Genomic DNA, 18,375 nt, shown 5'->3' on the forward strand with positions numbered 1-18,375 from the left:
ACGTGCCCGTTCAGGAAAGGTTGCGCAAAAGCGCGCGCACGCGCCAGGGCCGGACCGGCCGCTGACCTACGCCAGCGCGTACCAGATGTAATAGCCGACGACGGCGGCGAAGAGGGCCGCGTCGATGCGGTCGAGCGCGCCGCCGTGGGCGCCGAACGCGCGGCCGGTGTCCTTCGTGCCGACGTCGCGCTTGACGAACGACTCGAACAGGTCGCCGATCGGCGCGGCGATCGCGACGCCGACGCCGAGCAGCAGCGCCTCGGTGCTCGACAGCCAGTCCTGGTAGAGGCCGGCGAGGAAGACCGCGGCGACTGCGGCGAGCATGCCGATCACGAGCCCCTCGACGGTCTTGTTCGGCGAGATCCGCGGCGCGAGCTTGCGTCTGCCGAACATCCGCCCGCCGAAGTAGGCGCCCGTGTCGCCGATGAAGGTGCCGACGAGCACGTCGATCACGATCGCGTTGCCGTGCGGCAGCTCGCGCAGCAGGACGGCGTGCGCGAGCGCGAAGCCGATCCAGTAGATGCCGAGGATCGTCGTCGCCATCGACAGCGTCGCATGCGGGCGCTCGGGCCCGAGCGCCGTCAGCACGAACAGCACCGGCACGATCGAGACGGCCGCGAGCAGGATGTGGAACTGCGTCCCGTAGAGCGCCGCGGCGAGCATCCCCGCGAGCGCTATGAAGCCGGCGACGGCGACCGGCTGGACCGGTCTCAGCATCGCGTACAGCTCGTGCATCGCCAGTATCCCGACGGCCAGCAGGGCGCCGGCCCAGACGGGCCCGCCGATCCCGTTGACGACGATCACGGCGATCGCCGCCGGGACCGCGACCATCACGCGACCGCCGAGGTCGGAGCCCGGGCCGCGCGGTGCGCGCGGCGCGCGCTGGGTGCGCGCCCCGTCGCCGTCGTCGCCTCCGCCGCGCCGTACGCGACCGCCGCGTCTGCGGCTGCGACGGCCGCTGCCGCCACCCCTGCGGCCGCCGGCCGCCTGCTCGCGGCGCGCACGCGAGCGCGCGGCGCCGTTGTCGTCCTCGCCGTCGCGGTCGAACAGCTCGCCGCCGGGGGCGTCGCCGCTCACGACGTCCGTCCCCCGAAGCGCCGTTCGCGCGCGGCGAACTGCTCGAGCGTCTGCTCGAACGCCGCGCGGTCGAAGTCCGGCCACAGCTCGTCGCGGAAGACCAGCTCGGAGTACGCCGTCTGCCAGACGAGGTAGTTCGACAGCCGCTGCTCGCCGCTCGTGCGAATCACCAGCTCGGGATCGTGCAGGTCGGGCGCGTAGAGGTGCGCGCGGAACTCCTCCTCGGTCGTCCCGGTGAAGGAGCGCGCGGCGTCGACGATCTCCGCCCGGCCGCCGTAGTTGAACGGGATGAAGAACGTGATCTGCGTGTTGTCCGCCGTCAGCTGCTCGGCCCACTCCATCTGCTCGACGATGTCAGGCGGGACCGGGTCGCTGCGCCGGCCGATGAAGCGCATCCGCACGCCCTCCTCGTGCAGCTCGGGCGTCTCGCGCGCGATGTACTCGCGGAACAGCTCCATCAGCCCGGCGACCTCGTCGGGCGAACGGACCCAGTTCTCGGTCGAGAACGCGTAGATCGCCAGCTGCTCGATGCCCAGCTCGACCGCGTCGCGCAGCCGCGCCTTGACGTTCTCCGCGCCGGCGCGATGGCCCTCGGTCACGTCGAGGCCGCGCTGCGCCGCCCAGCGGCCGTTCCCGTCGGTGATGATGGCGACGTGGCGGGCGCGCCGCGCTTGCCCGTCGTCGGACACGCCGGAGTCCTCCGAGGTCGTCAGACCTCGAGGATCTCTTCTTCCTTGTTCTTGAGGAAGGTCTCCAGCTCGCCGACCTTCTCGTCGGTCAGCTTCTGCAGCTCGGCCTCGGCGCGGTGCTCGTCGTCGGCGCCGACCTCGCCGGCGTCGCGCAGCTCGCGCAGGTCGTGCATCGTGTCGCGACGCACGTTGCGGATTCCGATGCGGCCTTCCTCGGCTATGTTGCGGACGACCTTGACGAGCTGTCTGCGGCGCTCCTCGGTCAGCTCGGGGATCGACAGGCGGATCAGGTTGCCGTCGTTGTTCGGCGTCAGGCCGACGTCGGACTCCATGATCGCCTTCTCGATCGCCTTGATCGAGCTCTTGTCGAACGGCTGCACGGACAGCATCCGCGCCTCGGGCGCGTTGATCGTCGCGAGCTGCTTGAGCGGCGTGTTCGCGCCGTAGTACTCGACCATGATGCGGTCGAGCAGCGCGGGCGTCGCGCGACCGGTCCGGACGGAGCCGAACTCGTGACGCGTGCTCTCGACCGACTTCGACATGCGCTCGCGCGCGTCCTGCAGCAGCTCTTCGATCATGTCCTCACCAAGGTCCCGACTCGATCCCCGCAAACTATCCGATCGATGTTCTGCTCGTCGCTCATGTTGAACACGATGATCGGGAGTCTGTTCTCCATGCAGAGCGTCAGCGCGGTCGAGTCCATCACGCGCAGCCGCTTCTCGACCGCCTCCATGTGCGTGATCTCCGGGATGAAGACGGCGTCCGGATCCTTCATCGGATCGGCCGTGTAGACGCCCTCGACCCCGTTCTTCGCCATCAGGATGATCTCCGCGTGCATCTCGATCGCGCGCAGCGCGGCCGCGGTGTCGGTCGTGAAGAACGGGTTTCCGGTGCCGGCCGCGAAGATCACGACGCGCCCCTTCTCGAGGTGGCGCATCGCGCGGCGGCGGATGTACGGCTCGGCGACCTCGGAGATCGCTATCGCCGACTGCACGCGCGTCGGCACGCCCTGCTTCTCCAGCGCGTCCTGCAGCGCGAGCGCGTTGAGCACCGTCGCCAACATGCCCATGTAGTCGCCGGTCGCGCGGTCCATCCCCGACGCCTGCGCGGCGAGGCCGCGGAAGATGTTGCCGCCGCCGACGACGACGGCGACCTCGACCCCGCGCGCGTGGACCTGCGAGACCTGCCGCGCGATGGCACGGATCCGCTCGGGATCCGTGCCGTAGTCCTGCTCGCCCATCAGCGACTCGCCGGAGAGCTTGATCAGGACCCGCTCGAACACCGGCGCGGGGCCGGTCGAGCCAGATGCGGGGTCAGTCGCCAACGGCGAACCGCGTGAAGCGGCGGATCACGATGTTCTCGCCGGTTCTCGAGGCCAGCGCGGCGCGGATCTCCTCGATCGTCCGACCTTCGTACTTGTCGCCGTTGACGTGCACCTGACGCAGGAGCACGACCTCCTTCAGCCACGAGTCGACCTTGCCCTGCACGATTCTCGGGCGGATCTGCTCGGGCTTGTCGGCGAACTGCTCCTCGGCGATGCGGCGCTCGCGCTCGATCTCCTCGGCGGGGACGCCGTCGTCGTCGACCGAGATCGGACCGGCTGCCGCGACGTGCAGCGCGAGGTCCTTCGCGAAGCCGATGTAGTCCTCGTTGCGAGCGACGAAGTCGGTCTCGCAGTCGACCTCGACGAGCGCGCCGATCTTGCCGTTGGCGTGGATGTACGACTGGACCGTGCCCTCGGAGGTGCCGCGGTCGCCGCGCTTCTCGGCCTTCGCGATGCCCTTGACGCGCAGCGCCTCGACGGCCTTCTCGATGTCGCCGCCGGCTTCGACGAGCGCCTTCTTGCAGTCCATCATCCCGGCGCCGGTGCGTTCGCGCAGCGCCTTCACGTCCTGGGCGGAAATCGCAGTGCTCATGCGGTGGGCTCCCCCTCGGAGCCGGAGTCGGTGGTCGATCTGTCGGTCTCGGCGGGCGCGTCGGCGGCGGGCGCGGCCTCAGCCGGCTTGTCGGCGGCGGCCGGCTCGGCGGGCTTGGCAGCCTCCGCCGGAGCGGCCGGCTCGGCGGGCTTGTCGGCTGCGGGCGCAGCCGGCTCAGCGGGAGCCTTGGCCGGCTCAGCGGCCTTGGCCGGCTCAGCCGGAGCGGCCGGCTCAGCGGGAGCGGCGGGCGCCTCGGCCCTCGCCGGCTCAGCCGGAGCGGCCGGAGCGGGCGCGGCGGCCTGCTCGGCAGCGGCGGCGGCAGCCGCGGCCTGCGCCTGCTGCGCAGCCTGCTGCTGGGCGGCCTGGGCCTGCTGGGCGGCCTGCGCCTGCTGCGCGGCGGCGGCCTGCTCGGCCTCGCGTCTGGCGGCCTGCTCGGCCTCGCGCTTGGCCTGGTCCTCGGCCTCGCGCTTGGCGCGCTCCTCGGCCTCGCGCTTCTGGCGCTCCTCGGCCTCGCGGCGGGCCTTCTCCTCCTGCTCCTTGCGCTGACGCTCCTCCTCGGCGCGGAAGACCTCGCGGCCCTCGCCGATGACTCTGCCGAGCGCTCTCGTGACCGTCAGGCACGCCTTCATCGCGTCGTCGTTGCCCGGGATGACGAAGTCGACCTCGTCCGGGTCGCAGTTCGTATCGACCAGGCCGATGATCGGGATGCGGAGGCGTCTCGCCTCCTTGACGGCGATCGCCTCGACCTTGAGGTCGATGACGAACATCGCGTCCGGGATGCGGGCCATGTTCTTGACGCCGCCGAGGTTCGCCTGGAGCTTGAGCAGGTCGGCTCTGGCGGCGAGACGCTCGCGCGTCGGGAGGAGGTCGAGCTGACCCTCTCTCTCGTAGCGCTCGAGGTCGTGCAGGCGCCGGATGCGGTTGGTTATCGTGCCGAAGTTCGTCAGCAGGCCGCCGAGCCAACGGTGGTTGACGTACGGCATGCCGGCCGCCTCGGCGACCTCCTTGATGCCGTCTCTGGCCTGCTTCTTGGTGCCGACGAAGAGGACCGTCCCGCCGCGGTGTGCGACCGCGGAGGCGAACTCCTGGGCCTCGGTCAGCAGCTCCTGCGTCTTGAGCAGGTCGATGATGTAGATCCCGGCGCGCTCACCGTGGATGAAGCGCCGCATCTTCGGGTTCCAACGACGGGTCTGATGCCCGAAGTGGACGCCGTTCTCGAGCAGCTCCTTGAGACCAGCCTGACCATTTTCCACGTGCATGACTCCCTTGAGACGAAACTGTGCGAATCCCGGTCGCAGGCCGCACGAATCCGACGCTGATGCGTCGGCAGGGTTCGTGGGCCGGTTGCGCGTCCGGGTTAGTAGGACTGCGGACGACCGAGAAGTCTACGCGACTCGGGCGGATCGGCAGCGTCAGACCTGCGCCTGCAACTGCGCGAGCACCGCGGCGAGGTCGGGCGGGAGCGGCGAGGAGACGTCGACCTGCTCGTCCCGCAGCGGATGCGCGAACGCGAGCCGCGCCGCGTGCAGGAACTGGCGCTCGAGGCCGAATCTGCCCGCGCGGCCGTACTCCGGGTCCCCCACGACGGGATGCCCGATCGCTTCGAGATGGACCCGGATCTGGTGCGTCCGGCCGGTCTCCAGCGTGACGCGCAGCAGCGCGGAGTCGGGCAGCGCCCGCTCCAGCCTGAAGTGGGTGCGCGCGTCGCGCGGGTCGTCCGTCTCGGTCGACATCCGCGTGCGGACGCGGCGGTCGCGGCCGATCGGCGCGTCGATCGTGCCGCTGCGCGCCGGCGGCGTCCCCTCGACGAGCGCGACGTACTCGCGCGTCACGTCGCGCGCCTCGATCATCCGCTTCAGCTCGCGGTGCGCCTCCTCGGTCTTCGCGACGATCAGCAGCCCCGACGTGTCGCGGTCGAGCCGGTGGACGATCCCGGCGCGGCTCGGGTCCTCCCCGCCCGCGGCCCGCCCGGCGAGCGCCTGCGACAGCGTCCCCGTGCGGTTCCCCGGCGCCGGGTGGACGACGACGCCGGCCGGCTTGTCGACGATCAGCAGGTGCTCGTCCTCCCACGCGACCGCGAACGGCGCGTCGCCGGACGGCTCGACGTCGACGACCGGCTCGGGCGTCACCTCGACGCGCTCGCCGGCGCTGACCTTGTGGCGCTTGGGCCGCGCAGCGCCGTCGACGGTCACGAGCCCGGCGTCGATCAGCCGCTGCGCTCTCGCGCGCGAGCCGAGCGGCTGGGCGAGGAAGAGGTCCAGCCGCTCCCCCGCCGCCTCGGCGCCGACCTCAAGCGTCAGCGGCGCGGGCATTGCGCTCCAGCACGAAGACGAGCACGATCACGCCGCACGTGATCGATATGTCTGCGACGTTGAACGAGGGCCAGTGCGGCACGGTGATGAAGTCGGTCACGTAGCCCTGGTGGATGCGGTCGATCAGGTTGCCGACGGCGCCGCCGAGCAGCAGCCCGGTCGGCAGCCACAGCAGCGGCCGGTCGGGGTGACGGGCGAAGTAGCCGACCAGCAGCGACAGCGCGGCGAAGGTGATCACGAGCACGATCGCACCGCCGCCGCTGAGGAAGCCGAACGCGACGCCGCTGTTGTGGACGTGGCCGATCGAGAGGAACGGCAGCACCTCGTTCTCCTCGCCGACGGCGACGTCGCCGCGCACGAGCGCCTTCGTGATCTGGTCGATCACGAGCACGATCGCGAGCACGATGCCCGCCCTCAGCCAGCTGCCGCCGGCGGTCCGCCGTCTCGGCGCTGCCGCGGCGCTCATCAGCCGCGGATCAGGCCCACGACGATCCGCCACACGATGATGAGGACGAACGTCGCCACCATCGGGCTGAGGTCGAACGGCCCGAGGTTCGGCATGAATCTGCGGAAGATGTTCAGGTAGGGCTCGACGACCTGACGCAGGAAGTCGAACAGCGCGTTCGACCAGCGCGAATACGGCGGCCGGATCCCCGCGGAGAACATGATGCTCATCACTATGTACCCGAAGATCAGGATCAGGTAGACGGTGAAGACGGCGTTGACGTAGTCCGCGACGTTCTCGCGGACGGTCGCCGCGAGCACGAGCGCGCCGTTCATCGCCGGCCCCCGTGGACGACGGCGTCGGCCGCGTCCTGGAAGGCGCTGCGCAGGCCGCCGGCGTCGAGCGCGGCGAGGCCGCGCGCGGTCGAGCCGCCGGGCGAGGTGACCGCGCGGCGGACCGCGAGCGTGTCGTTGTCTCTGGCGGCGAGCAGCTCGATCGTGCCGGCGACCGTCTCGGTCACGAGCACGGCGGCGACCGGCGCGGGGATCCCCATCCGCACGACGGCGTCGACCTGGGCCTCGACGACGAGGGCGGTGTACGCCGGTCCGACGCCCATCGCCGCGGTGGCGGCGTCGATCAGTCTGTCGTCGAGCGTGACGACGGTCGCGACCCGCTCCAGCAGCGTCAGCACTCTCGCCGCCAAGCCGGGCTCGACGTCGCCGTGAGCGACGCAGATGACGCCGCGGCCGACCTCGACGGCGACGTTCGGCATCAGGCGGAAGACGGGCTGGTCGGGGTAGGCCTCCTCCAGCGCCGCGAGCGGGACGCCGCCGAGGATCGAGACGATCGGCTGGCCGGGCTTGGCGCCGCGGACCTCCGGCGCGATCGCGGCGAGCTGGTCGGGCTTGTGGCAGAGGAAGACGACGTCGGCGCGCTGCGCCAGCTCGCGGTTGGAGACGACGGCCTCGCCGCCGACCTCCGCCGCGAGGTCCTCCGCCCGCCCGAAGATCACGTCGGTGCAGAGGATCGGGTCACCCCAGCCGCGCGCGAGCGCGCTGGCCATGTTCCCGGATCCGATCAGTCCAACCTGCATAGGGCCGGAAGCGTACCGACCCGGGCCCGCGCGCGGCATGCGCCGCTCGCGGCCGCTCAGCTCTGGTTGAAGAAGCCCTTCTCGATCAGCCTCGCGCGCTCCTCCGCGGACACCTCGACGTTGCGCGGGGTGAGCAGGAAGACCTTGTCGGCGATCCGCTGCATGCCGCCGTCGAGCGCGTAGGTGAGACCGGAGGAGAAGTCGATCAGGCGCTTGGACAGGTCCGTGTCCGAGCCCTGCAGATTGAGGATGACCGGGATCGAGTCCTTGAACTTGTCCGCCACGTCCTGGGCGTCGTTGAACGACTTGGGTACGACGAGATGCACGCGGACCTCCCCGCTGCGACCGTTGCGCACCCCTGCACCGCTGCCGCCGACCGGACGCAGGACGCTCGTGCGCCGTTCGCCCGGGGAGTCGTCCGCGAAGATGTCGTCGATCTCGTCGCGGCGCCGGCGGCTGCTGCTGAGCCGGCGCACGTTGGGACGCTCTCGGTACTGGTCTTCGAGTTCGACCTCGGGCTCGACGTACTGCGGCTCGCGGTCGCGGCTGCGGCCGCGGTCTCGTTCGGGTTCGGGCTCGTCGTCGTAGTCGTGCTCGACGGCGAGGCCGAAGTACACGAGCGCGCGGTGCCAGGTGTCGCGAAATGCCATGACGGTGAGGGGTTCGTGCAGGCTCGGTGAATCCCTGCAACGTCCACCATTATGCGCCTCCGCGACCGCTCACGCGTACCGGCGGCGCCATCGGACCGCGACGAACCGGGTTTCAGTCGTACAGCGTCGAGCCGAGGCGCACGATCGTGGCGCCCTCCTCGACCGCGACCTCGTAGTCCTGCGAGGTCCCCATCGAGAGGCGTCTGAGCCCGTGAGAGGCGGCCAGCTCGCGCAACGCGGCGAAGTGGCGGCGGTTGTCCTCGGGCGCGGCGGCGAGCGGCGGCATCGTCATCAGCCCGGAGACGGTGACCGGGCAACGCTCGACGAACGCGGCCAGGTCAGCTGGCGCGACGCCGCTCTTGGATGCCTCCCCGGCGACGTTCACCTCGATCAGCACCTCCAGGTCGGGCCGGGCGGCGCCGTGCTTGCCGAGCTGGTCGAGGACGGAGTCGGAGGCGACCGAGTGGATCAGCCGCACCCACGGGAGGATCTGCTTGACCTTGCGGCTCTGGAGGTGGCCGATGAAGTCCCACGTGAAGAGGCCGGGGTGCGCCGCCGCCTTCGCCTCCAGGTCCTGCGCGCGGTTCTCCCCCACGAGCGTGATCCCCGCCGCGGCGAGCACGCCGACCGACTCCAGCGGCACGTACTTGACCGCGGCCAGCAGCTCGACCTCGCCCGGGTCGCGGCCGGCGATCGCGGCGGCCTCGTCGATCCGCTGCCGCGCCTCCGCGACGTTCGCGCTCACGCGCTCGACGTCGAGGTCGTAGATCAGCTCCGCCATGCCACTCCTGCCTGTCGTCCGGTGACGCCGTCGTCGCGGCGGTGGGAGAAGAAGAGCGCCGGGTCGCCGCAGATCGTGCAGAGCCCGGTGTCGTGGACCTCGCCGACGCCTGCCGCGCGCAGCTCGCGCCGCGCGACCGCCTTCAGGTCGACGTTGCGGCCGGCGCGGACGGCGTCGCCGTGGGGCGCGAACGCGTCGCGCACCTCCTCGCCGACCTCGTAGCAGCAGACGCCCGCGCCCGGCCCGATCGCCGCCGCGATCGGCCCGCTGGCGCCCAGCTCGCGCACCGCCGTGACGCCCTCCTCGATGACGCCGCCGGCGAGGCCGCGCCAGCCGGCGTGGACCATCGCGACGGCGCCGCAGGCGATCAGCGCGACCGGCAGGCAGTCGGCGGTGAGGACGAGCGTCGCCACGCCCGGCAGCGCCGTCGCCTGCCCGTCGGCCTCGGGCGGTCTGACGGCCGGGTCGGGATCGACCTCGGGCGGCGTGGTGACGCGCCGGACGTCGGCGCCGTGCACCTGGAACCCCTGCGCGATCGCGTCACGTCGGATGCAGATCGCGGCGGCCAGCCGGTCGCGGTTCTGTTCGACCGCGGCGGGCTCGTCGTCGGTCCAGCGGCCGAGGTTGAGGCTCGCGTAGGGGCCGGTCGAGACGCCGCCGCGCCGCGTCGTGAAGAGCGCGCGCCCGCCGGGCAGCTCGATCCCGACGTGCTCGCCGTGCCATTCGAACGGAGCGGGAAGGTCCACCCGGCGGATGCTAGGGCAGCGGCGCGGAGCGCGTCAGACGCCGGCCAGGGCCGCCGCCAGCTCTGCTTCGGCGCCGACGGCTTCGCCGTCGAGCTTCGCTCGCAGCGCCGCGGCGAGGGCGCGGCCGATCGCCTCGCCCTGCGGGACGCCGGCGCCGCGCAGGTCGTCGCCGTCGATCTCCAGGCGCACGTGCCGCAGCCCGTCGAGCCAGCGGCGTGCCGCGCCCTCGACGGCGGCCGCGGCCGCCACACCGGCCGCCCCCGCTGCCCCGGCCGCACCCACGCTCCCCGCCGCACCCACGCTGCCCGCCGCCCCCCCGCTCCCCGCCGCACCCGGATCGCCCAGTGCCCCCGCCACGCCCACGCTCCCGCCCAGCGCCCCCGCCAGCGCCGCCAGCTCCGGCGTCGCGCCGCGCAGCGCCTCGGCGACCGCTGAGGGCCGGCCGTCGGCGGCCGCGGCGGCGAGCCGCGCGGCGGCACCCGCGGCACCGCGAGCGGCACCGACGACCGTGTCGCGCTCACGCGCGGTGAAGCCCAGCTCGCCGAGCCAGCGGCCGAGCAGCCTGCCGCCGACGCCGCCGCCGGCGACCGCGAGCCGCAGCAGGTCGGGGCGGCCGTCCTCGGGCAGCAGCCGCAGCGCGGCGGCCGCCAGCTCCGCGTCGTAGGAGAGCCCCTCGACCAGCGCGTCGCCGCCGCCCCAGCTCGCGACCCACGCGAGCGCCTCATCGACGGCGGGCTCGCGCAGCAGCAGCCGCAGCTCGCCGCCGATCCGCGGGCCCGTCACCGTCCCCAGCGCACCCGCGGCGACCGCCTCGGCGGCGAGCCGCGCGGTGGCAGGCTCGACGGCGAAGCCGAGCCGCGTCGCGTAGCGGACGAGCCGCAGCAGCCGCGTCGGGTCGTCGCGGAAGCTCGCGTCGTGGAGCACGCGCAGGCGCCTGGCGACGAGATCGTCGAACGCCTCCGGCACCGTCTCGAAGCGGCCGCCGAGCGTGACCGCGATCGCGTTGACGGTGAAGTCGCGCCGGCGCAGGTCCTCCGCGAGCGTCCCGGGCCGAACGTCGGGCAGTGCACCGGGGCGCGCATAGGTCTCGGCCCGCGCTCGCACGAGGTCGTACGAGCAGCCGCCGGCGGTGACCGTCGCGGTGCCGAAGCGGTCGTGCACCTGCAGCTCCCCGCCAAGCCCGTCCGCGAGGCGCGAGGCGACCGCGACGACGTCGCCGTCGACGACGAGGTCGAGGTCGAGCGGCTGCCCGCCGAGCAGCAGGTCGCGGACCGCGCCGCCGACCACATGCACCGTCGGATCGTCGTCGAGGACGTCGCGCAGCGGAGCGGCGGCGGGCAGCTCGCGCAGACGCCGGACAAGATCGGTCGCGGAGGCCATCGCTGCCCTGTACTACCATGCGCGGCCGATGTCGAGCCCCACGCCACGGCGCCGCCGGCTCGTTGTGCTCGTCGCCATCGCGCTCGCGCTCCTGCTCGCAGGTGGCGCGGCCGCGTTCCTCTTGCTCCGGGAGCCCGGCGACGTCTCGAACCCCGATGTCGCGTTCACAGCGACCGAGACGACCGAGACGCAGCCCGCGCCGCCGCCGAGAAGAAGAGAAGCCGTCGACACGTTCCTGTGGCCGACGTACGGCCTCAACGAGGCGCGCACGCGCGACTGGAGCAGCGCGCCGAGATATCTGCGGCCGCCGTACAGACGCGGCTGGACCTACCGCGGCACGGCGCTGATCGAGTTCCCGCCGGTGATCCAGGGCTCGACGCTGTTCATGCTCGACGACGACGGCTGGCTGCGCGCGCTCGACAAGGTCTCCGGGCGGATCAAGTGGCGGCAGCGCTTCGGCAGGCTGGCCGCCGCCTCGCCCGCGATCGGCGACGGCAACGTCTACGTCGTCGCGCTCGTCTCGACCGACGGCTCCGGCGGCCGCGTCGGCGCGTTCCGCGAGCTGGACGGCAGGCCGGTCTGGTCGCGCGAGCTGCCGAGCCGCGCGGAGTCCTCGCCGCTGCTGCGCAGAGGGACGATCTACTTCGGCTCCGAGGACGGGACCGTCTACGCGCTCAACGCGAGAAACGGCCGCACGCGCTGGACGTACAAGGCCGCCGGCGCGGTCAAGGGCGCGCTCGCGTTCGCCGACGGCAACCTCTACTTCGGCGACTACGGCGGCAAGGCCCACGCGGTCCGCGCCCGCGACGGCAAGCAGGTCTGGTCGGTCGGCACCAACGGGACGCGCTTCGGCTTCGGCTCGGGCCAGTTCTACTCGACCGCCGCGGTCGCGTTCGGCCGCGTCTACCTCGGCAACACCGACAGCCGCGTGTACTCGTTCTCCGCGAAGGACGGGAAGCTCGCGTGGGCGACCGGCACGGGCGGCTACGTCTACTCCTCCCCCGCCGTCTCGAACGTCAGAGGGCTCGGGCCGACGGTCTACATCGGCTCCTACGACCACAACTTCTACGCGTTCGACGCGCGCTCGGGCTCCAAGCGCTGGAGCTTCGACTCCGGCTCGCGGATCTCGGGCTCGCCGACGATCGTCGGCGGCGTCGTCTACTTCTCCAACCTCGGCAACTACGAGACCCACGGCCTGAACGTGCGGACGGGGAAGCAGGTCTTCGAGTTCCCGGAGGGCTCGTTCAACCCGATCGTCGCCGACCGCCGCGCGCTCTACCTCGTCGGCTACGCCAACCTCTTCGAGCTGCTGCCGAAGCGCACGCCGAGAGCGTGGAGACACGCGCAGAGAGCCGCGGTGCGCGCATCGCGGCTGACCGCCAGAGCGGCGCGCAGAGCGAGCGCCAGGAGAGCTGCGGCGAGAAGAGCCGCTGCGAGAAGGGCGGCCAGGAGAGCCGCGCGCAGAGCCGCCGCGAGAAGAGCGGCACGCAGAGCTGCTGCCAGAAGAGCCGCCCGCAGAGCGGCCGCCAGAAGAGCTGCCGCCAGAAGAAGATCCGGCGACGGCGGGAACTGACCCGCCGGCCGCTCAGCCGAGGTCGCGGACCGGCACGCCGGCCGCGACGAGGTGCGTCTTGACCTGATCGAGCGTGAATCTGCCGTAGTGGAAGATCGACGCGCAGAGGACGGCGTCGGCGCCGGCCTCCAGCGCCTCGACGAGGTGGTCCAGCTCGCCTGCCCCGCCGGAGGCGATCACGGGAACGCTGACCGCCGCCGCGACCGCCTGCGTCAGCGGCAGGTCGTAGCCGTCGTGCGAGCCGTCTCTGTCCATCGAGGTCAGCAGGATCTCGCCCGCGCCGCGCTCGCCGCCCTCGCGCGCCCAGGCGACCGCGTCGCGCCCGGTCGGCGTGCGGCCGCCGGCGACGAAGACCTCCCAGCCGCTGCCGTCCGCTCTCTGCTTCGCGTCGATCGCGAGCACGACGCACTGCGCGCCGAACTGCGCCGCCAGCTCGTCGATCAGCTCCGGCCGCGCGACGGCGGCCGAGTTGACCGCGACCTTGTCGGCACCGGCGTCGAGCACGGCCTGCGCGTCCGCGACGGAGCGGATGCCGCCGCCGATCGTGAACGGGATGAAGACGTTGTCGGCGGTCCTGCGCGCCAGCTCGACGACCGTGTCGCGCTGGCTCGACGTCGCGGTGATGTCGAGGAAGACCAGCTCGTCGGCGCCGGCGGCGTCGTAGCGCTCGGCCAGCTCGATCGGGTCGCCGGCGTCGCGGATGTCGACGAACGACGTGCCCTTGACGACGCGGCCGCCGTCGACGTCGAGGCAGGGGATGACGCGCTTGGTGTGCACGGGACGAGGCCTACGCCGCGGCCTTCGGCGGCTTCAGCGCCGTGAGCGCGTCACCGACCGTGAACTTCCGCTCGTAGAGCGCCTTGCCGACGATCACGCCGTTGAGGTTCACCTGCCGCAGCGATGCGAGCGCGGCGAGGTGGTCGAGCGAGCCGATCCCGCCGGAGTAGATGAACGAGCCGCGGACCGACTCGGCGACTCTGCGGACCTCGTCGAGGTCGGGGCCGGTCAGCATCCCGTCGCGCTCGATGTTCGAGTAGACGAGCTTGCGCACGCCGCGGCGCTGGAGGTGGTCGATCACGGCCGCCGCCTCCATCTCGGTCTGCTCCTTCCAGCCGGCGCTGGCGACCTTCCCGCCGCGCACGTCGACCGAGACGACGACGCGCTCGCCGTAGGCAGCGACGACGTCGTCGAGGAAGTCGACGTCGGCGAACGCCGCCGTACCGAGGATCACGCGCTCGGCGCCGGCCTCGATCGCGGCGTCGACCGACGCGCGCGAGCGCAGCCCGCCGCCGAACTCGACCGGCACGCCCAGCTCGCCGGCGATCCGCCGCAGGTGTTCGAGGTTGGCCGGTCTGCCGTCGCGGGCGCCGTCGAGGTCGACGACGTGCAGCCACCTGGCGCCGCCCTCGACCCAGGCGCGCGCGGCGCTGAGCGGGTCGGCGTCGTAGACGGTCTCGTCGGCGAAGTCGCCCTGTCTCAGGCGCACGGCGCTGCCGCCGCGGATGTCGATTGCGGGGTAGAGGATCATGCGGGTGTCTCCACTCGGTCACATGCGGCGCTGAAGCTGGCGAGCAGCCTCAGGCCGTAGCGCGAGGACTTCTCGGGATGGAACTGGACGCCGTAGACGTTGTCGCGTGCGACGGCGCTGACGAAGCGCTCGCCGTAGACGGCCGTGCCGAGCGCGTCGGACGGGTCGGTCGGCGAGACGACGAACGAGTGCACGTGGTAGAAGGCGACGGCCTCCGGCAGCGCGGCGTTGAGACGCGTCGCGCGCGAGAACGTGACGACGTTCCAGCCGATGTGCGGGACGCGCTCGCCGCGCGCGTCGAGCGGGCGCACCTCGCCGGCGAGCAGGCCGAGCCCCTTCGCCGGCTCCAGCTCGACCGAGTGCTCGAACAGCAGCTGCATGCCGAGGCAGATCCCGAGCACCGGCACGCCGGCGGCGGCGCGCTCGCGGATCACGTCGTCGAGCCCCAGCTCGCGCAGGTTGCGCATCGCACGCGGGAACGCGCCGACGCCCGGCACGACGACGCCGTCGGCGCCGCGGATCGCGTCGTGGTCGCGCGTCACGACCGGGCGCGCGCCGACGTGCTCGAACGCCTTCTCGACCGAGCGGCGGTTGCCCATCCCGTAGTCGAGGATCGCGATGCGGGGGGCCTTCGCGCTCACGCGGTCAGAGTCCCCTTCGTGCTCGGCACGCCCGTCTCGGACGGGTCGATCGCGACGGCGGCGCGCAGCGCGCGCGCGAACGCCTTGAAGAGCGCCTCGACGATGTGGTGGACGTTCGTGCCAGCCTCGACGGTCAGGTGGAGCGTCAGCTTCGCGTTGCCGGAGACGGCGCGGAAGAACTCCTCCGCCAGCTCGTGGTCGAAGTTGCCTATCGCCCCGGGCGGCAGCGGCGCCTCCCAGGCGAGGAAGGCGCGGCCGGAGACGTCGATCGCGGCCGCGGCGCGGGCCTCGTCCATCGGGATCGTCGCGGCTCCATAGCGGTAGATGCCGCTGCGGTCCCCGAGCGCGCGGTCGAGCGCCTGGCCGATGCAGATGCCGACGTCCTCGACGGTGTGGTGCGCACCGGTCTGCAGGTCACCGGTCGCGGCGACGTCGAGGTCGAGCCGGCCGTGGCGGGCGAGCAGGTCGAGCATGTGGTCGAGGAAGCCGACGCCGGTGCTGCGCGTGCCGGCGCCCGTCCCGTCCAGGCCCAGCGTGAGGCGGACGTCGGTCTCGCCGGTCTTCCGTTCGATCGTCGCGGTGCGGTCGCTCATGACTCCGCATTCTCCCGCATGCGGGCTTCCATCGACTGCGCGTGCAGCTCGAAGCCCTCGGCGCGCGCGATCGCGGCGCCGGCCGGCGCGAGGGTGGTCGCCGCCTCCAAGGGGATCCGCACCTCGGTCATGCGGCGGCGGAAGTGGCGCGCGGAGAGCCCGGAAGCGAAGCGCGCGGCGCCGTCGGTCGGCAGCGTGTGGTTGGAGCCGGCGACGTAGTCGCCGAACGCGGTCGCACCGCCCGGCCCGACGAACAGGCAGCCGGCGTTGCGGACCTCCGGCGCGAGCGCCTCCGCTCCCGCGCCGATCAGCTCCAGGTGCTCGGGCGCGAAGGCGTTCGCGAGCGCAAGCGCGTCCTCGAGCGACGCGGTCTCCACGAGCGCGCCGACGCCCGGCTCCGGCACGACCGAGAGGCCTTCGGAGAGCGCGTCGAGCGCGGCGCCGTCCGGCGACACCGCGAGCACGAGGCTGTCGGAGCCGTGCTCCGCCTGCGCACGCAGGTCGAGCGCCGCGAGGCGCACGTCGGCGCCGCGGTCGAGCACGACCATCAGGTCGCTCGGGCCGGCGAAGCCGTCGATCCCGACGAGGCCGGCCGCGGAGACCTGGCGCTTGGCCTCCTGCACCCACAGGTTCCCGGGGCCGACGATCAGGTCGACGGGCGCGACGGTCGCGGTCCCGTGCGCGAGCGCGCCGATCGCCTGCGCGCCGCCCATGCGGTAGACCTCGGTCGCGCCGGCGAGCGCGGCGGCTGCCAGGATCGCGGGATTCAGGTCACCGTCCGGGCCGGGCGGCGAGCACAGCACGACCTCTTCCACCCCCGCCGTCACGGCGGTCACGACGCCCATCAGGACCGTGCTCGGGTACGGCGCGCGGCCGCCGGGGACGTAGACCGCGGCGCGGCGCACCGGCACCTCGCGCAGGCGGACGGTCTGCCCGTGGCCGAGCGTCACCTCGCGCTCGTCGTCGAGCCCGATCGCGGCGACGACGCCGACGTTCTGCGCGGCGACCTCCAGCCCGGCGCGCACGTCGGCGTCGAGGGAGTCGAGCGCGGCATCCAGCTCTGACTGCGAGACCCGCAGCGCCTTCGGCTCGGCGCCGCCGGTGTCGTGCGCGCGCGTCAGCTCCAGCACCGCGGCGTCGCCGCGGTCGCGCACATCGGCGACGATCGCCGCGACGGGGTCGGCGATCGAGGCGGCCGCGGGCACGAGCCTGCGCAGCTCGGTCGCGAGGCCGGCGGCGGCGCCGGCGCTCGCCAGCGTCCGCCGCTCAAGTCGCACGCAGGCGCTCCAGCACGTCGTCGATCGCGGCAGCCTTGAGCTTGTGCGCGACCGGGTTGGCGATCAGGCGGGCTGTTGAGACCGCGATCTCCTCGCGCACGACGAGGCCGTTCTCGCGCAGCGTCGTGCCGGTCGCGGTCAGGTCGACGATCGTGTCGACCATGCCGGTCAGCGGCGCCAGCTCGACCGAGCCCTTGACCTCGACGATCTCGGCCTGGCGGCCGGTGCGCTCGAAGTGGCGCATCGCGATCTTGCGGTACTTGGTGGCGACGCGCATCACGCCCAAGCGCCGCAGCGCCTCCGCGCCGGCGTCGTCGCCGGCGACCGACGCGAGCACCATCACGCAGCGGCCGAAGCCGAGGTCGAGCAGCTCGTAGACCTCGCGCTCGGACTGCTCCATCAGCACGTCCTTGCCCGTTATGCCGATGTCTGCGGCGCCGGACTCGACGTACGTCGGCACGTCGGACGGCCGCATCGTGACGATGCCGACGTCTCTGAAGAGCAGCTTGCGGTCGTTGGAGCGGACCTCGCTCGTGTCGATCCCGAGCGTGTCGAGCAGGTCGAGCGCCTCGGTCATCAGCGCGCCGCGTGGGACGGCGATCGTGAGGCCGTTGACGCCGCGACTCATCGGCTCCCCTCCGACCCGGAAGAGCGAGCCCCCAGGCGAGTTCTTCCGACGGAATCCGAGCCGCCAGGCGAGGAATCCGCCTCCTCGCCGGCCAGCGCGATGTGCAGCCGCTCGACGTTCAGCGCCCAGCCGACGGCGGGCAGCGGCCGGCCGAAGCGGCCGATCAGGTCGTCGTAGCGCCCGCCGCCGCCGAGCGGAGCGCCGAGCTTGGGGTCGTAGACCTGGAAGATCGCGCCGGTGTAGTAGCCGAGGTCGCGGACGAGGCCGAGGTCGAAGATGACGCGCTCGGCGACGCGCGGCTCCAGCAGCTCGTGCACGCCGCGCAGCCCCTCGGCGGCCTCGGCTGCCGCGCCGTCGAGCTGCGCGAGCAGCTCCGGCCCGCCGCGCAGCTGCGGGATCCGCTTCAGCTGCTGCACCGCGTGCGCGTCGGTCAGGCGGAGCGCGTCGACCTCGCGTTCGAGCCCGACGAAGTCGCGCGTGACGAGCTCGTGGAGGATCCGCTCGCGGCCCTCGCCGGCGACTCCGTGGCCGTCGAGCAGCGCCTGGTAGAGGGCCACGTCGCCGAGCCCGATCCGGTAGCTGCGCAGGCCGACGGCGTCGAGCGTGTCGCACAGGAGCGTCAGCGCCTCCGCCGTCCCCGACGGCGCGGGCGCGCCGATCAGCTCGATCCCCGCCTGCAGGAACTCGCGCGACTGGCCGCGCTGCGGCTTGACGCCGCGGTAGGCGTGCGCGACGTAGCAGAGCCGCAGCGGCGGCTCGGCGGTCGCGAAGCGAGTCGCGACGAGCCGCGCGATCGGCACCGTCATGTCCGAGCGCAGCGTCAGCACGTTGCCCTGCTCGTCGAACAGGCGGTAGGCGGGCAGCGTGCCGCCGACGCCGCCGATCGCAAGCGTGTCCTCGTACTCGAGCGCGGGCGTCGCGACCTCGCCGTAGCCGGCGTCGTCGAAGACTCTGTGCGCGGCTGCGAGGATCGCGCGCAGCTCTCGCATCTCGTCGGGCAGCACGTCGCGCGTGCCGCTGGGGATCGGGTGGATCACTGGTGCCGG

At 72.8% G+C, this 18,375-nt stretch carries 22 protein-coding genes; 1 reads left to right on the forward strand and 21 read right to left on the reverse strand.

What is annotated here, in order from left to right; translation table 11 throughout:
- Window positions 1-66: 66 nt before the first annotated feature.
- The 14 genes from CWOE_RS30920 to CWOE_RS30925 all read right to left on the reverse strand — a co-directional run bounded on the left by CWOE_RS30920 (window position 67) and on the right by CWOE_RS30925 (window position 11,089).
- On the reverse strand, window positions 67-1,077 hold the full coding sequence (locus tag CWOE_RS30920) for a phosphatidate cytidylyltransferase (protein WP_012934981.1): 1,011 nt from the start codon (window positions 1,075-1,077) through the stop codon (window positions 67-69).
- Complete coding sequence (gene uppS / locus CWOE_RS17550) at window positions 1,074-1,766, reverse strand: polyprenyl diphosphate synthase (protein ID WP_012934982.1); 693 nt, start codon at window positions 1,764-1,766, stop codon at window positions 1,074-1,076. The genes CWOE_RS30920 and uppS overlap by 4 nt, the downstream gene beginning before the upstream one ends.
- A gap of 20 nt (window positions 1,767-1,786) precedes the next feature.
- Complete coding sequence (gene frr / locus CWOE_RS17555; RefSeq protein ID WP_012934983.1) at window positions 1,787-2,344, reverse strand: ribosome recycling factor; 558 nt, start codon at window positions 2,342-2,344, stop codon at window positions 1,787-1,789.
- Window positions 2,341-3,090, reverse strand: coding sequence for a UMP kinase (pyrH, locus tag CWOE_RS17560; protein ID WP_148261060.1), 750 nt, complete (start codon window positions 3,088-3,090; stop codon window positions 2,341-2,343). The genes frr and pyrH overlap by 4 nt, the downstream gene beginning before the upstream one ends.
- Window positions 3,080-3,682: a translation elongation factor Ts gene (tsf, locus tag CWOE_RS17565; RefSeq protein ID WP_012934985.1), complete on the reverse strand. Its 603-nt coding sequence runs from the start codon at window positions 3,680-3,682 to the stop codon at window positions 3,080-3,082. Before tsf ends, pyrH begins: the two co-directional genes overlap by 11 nt.
- Complete coding sequence (gene rpsB / locus CWOE_RS17570) at window positions 3,679-4,941, reverse strand: 30S ribosomal protein S2 (RefSeq protein WP_012934986.1); 1,263 nt, start codon at window positions 4,939-4,941, stop codon at window positions 3,679-3,681. The genes tsf and rpsB overlap by 4 nt, the downstream gene beginning before the upstream one ends.
- A gap of 153 nt (window positions 4,942-5,094) precedes the next feature.
- Window positions 5,095-5,994, reverse strand: a complete 900-nt coding sequence (locus tag CWOE_RS17575; protein ID WP_012934987.1) for an RluA family pseudouridine synthase — start codon at window positions 5,992-5,994, stop codon at window positions 5,095-5,097.
- The gene (gene lspA / locus CWOE_RS17580) at window positions 5,972-6,460 is read right to left on the reverse strand and encodes a signal peptidase II (protein WP_012934988.1); all 489 of its coding nucleotides are present in this window, start codon (window positions 6,458-6,460) and stop codon (window positions 5,972-5,974) included. The genes CWOE_RS17575 and lspA overlap by 23 nt, the downstream gene beginning before the upstream one ends.
- Window positions 6,460-6,774 carry a YggT family protein gene (locus CWOE_RS17585; protein WP_012934989.1) on the reverse strand — a complete coding sequence of 105 codons (315 nt, stop codon included), beginning with the start codon at window positions 6,772-6,774 and terminating at the stop codon, window positions 6,460-6,462. The genes lspA and CWOE_RS17585 overlap by 1 nt, the downstream gene beginning before the upstream one ends.
- Window positions 6,771-7,571: a pyrroline-5-carboxylate reductase family protein gene (locus CWOE_RS17590; protein WP_081425406.1), complete on the reverse strand. Its 801-nt coding sequence runs from the start codon at window positions 7,569-7,571 to the stop codon at window positions 6,771-6,773. Before CWOE_RS17590 ends, CWOE_RS17585 begins: the two co-directional genes overlap by 4 nt.
- 17 nt (window positions 7,572-7,588) lie before the next feature.
- Window positions 7,589-8,182: a cell division protein SepF gene (locus CWOE_RS17595; protein ID WP_012934991.1), complete on the reverse strand. Its 594-nt coding sequence runs from the start codon at window positions 8,180-8,182 to the stop codon at window positions 7,589-7,591.
- 112 nt (window positions 8,183-8,294) lie between these two features.
- Window positions 8,295-8,963, reverse strand: coding sequence for a YggS family pyridoxal phosphate-dependent enzyme (locus CWOE_RS17600; protein WP_012934992.1), 669 nt, complete (start codon window positions 8,961-8,963; stop codon window positions 8,295-8,297).
- Window positions 8,951-9,709: a polyphenol oxidase family protein gene (locus CWOE_RS17605; protein ID WP_012934993.1), complete on the reverse strand. Its 759-nt coding sequence runs from the start codon at window positions 9,707-9,709 to the stop codon at window positions 8,951-8,953. Before CWOE_RS17605 ends, CWOE_RS17600 begins: the two co-directional genes overlap by 13 nt.
- Window positions 9,710-9,742: 33 nt before the next feature.
- The gene (locus CWOE_RS30925; RefSeq protein ID WP_012934994.1) at window positions 9,743-11,089 is read right to left on the reverse strand and encodes a tRNA nucleotidyltransferase/poly(A) polymerase family protein; all 1,347 of its coding nucleotides are present in this window, start codon (window positions 11,087-11,089) and stop codon (window positions 9,743-9,745) included.
- A gap of 28 nt (window positions 11,090-11,117) precedes the next feature.
- On the opposite strand from CWOE_RS30925, the gene CWOE_RS17615 reads away from it, so the two are divergent.
- Window positions 11,118-12,662, forward strand: a complete 1,545-nt coding sequence (locus tag CWOE_RS17615; RefSeq protein WP_012934995.1) for a PQQ-binding-like beta-propeller repeat protein — start codon at window positions 11,118-11,120, stop codon at window positions 12,660-12,662.
- Between the two features lie 12 nt (window positions 12,663-12,674).
- Here CWOE_RS17615 and hisF read toward each other — a convergent pair whose 3' ends face one another.
- The 7 genes from hisF to hisZ are packed head-to-tail and all read right to left on the reverse strand — an operon-like array spanning window position 12,675 to window position 18,366.
- Window positions 12,675-13,439 (reverse strand): imidazole glycerol phosphate synthase subunit HisF, encoded by a 765-nt coding sequence (gene hisF, locus CWOE_RS17620; protein WP_012934996.1) that lies wholly within the window; start codon window positions 13,437-13,439, stop codon window positions 12,675-12,677.
- A 10-nt stretch (window positions 13,440-13,449) separates the two neighbouring features.
- The gene (gene hisA, locus CWOE_RS17625; RefSeq protein WP_012934997.1) at window positions 13,450-14,190 is read right to left on the reverse strand and encodes a 1-(5-phosphoribosyl)-5-[(5-phosphoribosylamino)methylideneamino]imidazole-4-carboxamide isomerase; all 741 of its coding nucleotides are present in this window, start codon (window positions 14,188-14,190) and stop codon (window positions 13,450-13,452) included.
- Entirely contained in the window at window positions 14,187-14,831 is a 645-nt protein-coding gene (gene hisH, locus CWOE_RS17630) for an imidazole glycerol phosphate synthase subunit HisH (protein WP_012934998.1), read from the reverse strand. Before hisH ends, hisA begins: the two co-directional genes overlap by 4 nt.
- Entirely contained in the window at window positions 14,828-15,424 is a 597-nt protein-coding gene (gene hisB / locus CWOE_RS17635; RefSeq protein WP_012934999.1) for an imidazoleglycerol-phosphate dehydratase HisB, read from the reverse strand. Before hisB ends, hisH begins: the two co-directional genes overlap by 4 nt.
- The gene (gene hisD, locus CWOE_RS17640; RefSeq protein WP_012935000.1) at window positions 15,421-16,701 is read right to left on the reverse strand and encodes a histidinol dehydrogenase; all 1,281 of its coding nucleotides are present in this window, start codon (window positions 16,699-16,701) and stop codon (window positions 15,421-15,423) included. The genes hisB and hisD overlap by 4 nt, the downstream gene beginning before the upstream one ends.
- The gene (hisG, locus tag CWOE_RS17645; protein ID WP_012935001.1) at window positions 16,691-17,329 is read right to left on the reverse strand and encodes an ATP phosphoribosyltransferase; all 639 of its coding nucleotides are present in this window, start codon (window positions 17,327-17,329) and stop codon (window positions 16,691-16,693) included. Before hisG ends, hisD begins: the two co-directional genes overlap by 11 nt.
- A complete protein-coding gene (gene hisZ / locus CWOE_RS17650) occupies window positions 17,326-18,366 on the reverse strand; it encodes an ATP phosphoribosyltransferase regulatory subunit (RefSeq protein ID WP_012935002.1) in 1,041 nt (346 codons plus the stop codon). The genes hisG and hisZ overlap by 4 nt, the downstream gene beginning before the upstream one ends.
- Window positions 18,367-18,375: the final 9 nt, after the last annotated feature.

Source organism: Conexibacter woesei DSM 14684, from assembly GCF_000025265.1.
GTDB classification, from domain to species: domain Bacteria; phylum Actinomycetota; class Thermoleophilia; order Solirubrobacterales; family Solirubrobacteraceae; genus Conexibacter; species Conexibacter woesei.

What these genes read in the sequence shown, in the direction of transcription:
- frr (WP_012934983.1), bottom strand. Translation starts at nt 2,344, where the DNA reads ATGATCGAAGAGCTGCTGCAGGACGCGCGCGAGCGCATGTCGAAGTCG.
- tsf (WP_012934985.1), bottom strand. Translation starts at nt 3,682, where the DNA reads ATGAGCACTGCGATTTCCGCCCAGGACGTGAAGGCGCTGCGCGAACGC.
- rpsB (WP_012934986.1), bottom strand. Translation starts at nt 4,941, where the DNA reads ATGCACGTGGAAAATGGTCAGGCTGGTCTCAAGGAGCTGCTCGAGAAC.
- CWOE_RS17575 (WP_012934987.1), bottom strand. Translation starts at nt 5,994, where the DNA reads ATGCCCGCGCCGCTGACGCTTGAGGTCGGCGCCGAGGCGGCGGGGGAG.
- lspA (WP_012934988.1), bottom strand. Translation starts at nt 6,460, where the DNA reads ATGAGCGCCGCGGCAGCGCCGAGACGGCGGACCGCCGGCGGCAGCTGG.
- CWOE_RS17585 (WP_012934989.1), bottom strand. Translation starts at nt 6,774, where the DNA reads ATGAACGGCGCGCTCGTGCTCGCGGCGACCGTCCGCGAGAACGTCGCG.
- CWOE_RS17590 (WP_081425406.1), bottom strand. Translation starts at nt 7,571, where the DNA reads ATGCCGCGCGCGGGCCCGGGTCGGTACGCTTCCGGCCCTATGCAGGTT.
- CWOE_RS17595 (WP_012934991.1), bottom strand. Translation starts at nt 8,182, where the DNA reads ATGGCATTTCGCGACACCTGGCACCGCGCGCTCGTGTACTTCGGCCTC.
- CWOE_RS17600 (WP_012934992.1), bottom strand. Translation starts at nt 8,963, where the DNA reads ATGGCGGAGCTGATCTACGACCTCGACGTCGAGCGCGTGAGCGCGAAC.
- CWOE_RS30925 (WP_012934994.1), bottom strand. Translation starts at nt 11,089, where the DNA reads ATGGCCTCCGCGACCGATCTTGTCCGGCGTCTGCGCGAGCTGCCCGCC.
- CWOE_RS17615 (WP_012934995.1), top strand. Translation starts at nt 11,118, where the DNA reads ATGTCGAGCCCCACGCCACGGCGCCGCCGGCTCGTTGTGCTCGTCGCC.
- hisA (WP_012934997.1), bottom strand. Translation starts at nt 14,190, where the DNA reads ATGATCCTCTACCCCGCAATCGACATCCGCGGCGGCAGCGCCGTGCGC.
- hisB (WP_012934999.1), bottom strand. Translation starts at nt 15,424, where the DNA reads ATGAGCGACCGCACCGCGACGATCGAACGGAAGACCGGCGAGACCGAC.
- hisG (WP_012935001.1), bottom strand. Translation starts at nt 17,329, where the DNA reads ATGAGTCGCGGCGTCAACGGCCTCACGATCGCCGTCCCACGCGGCGCG.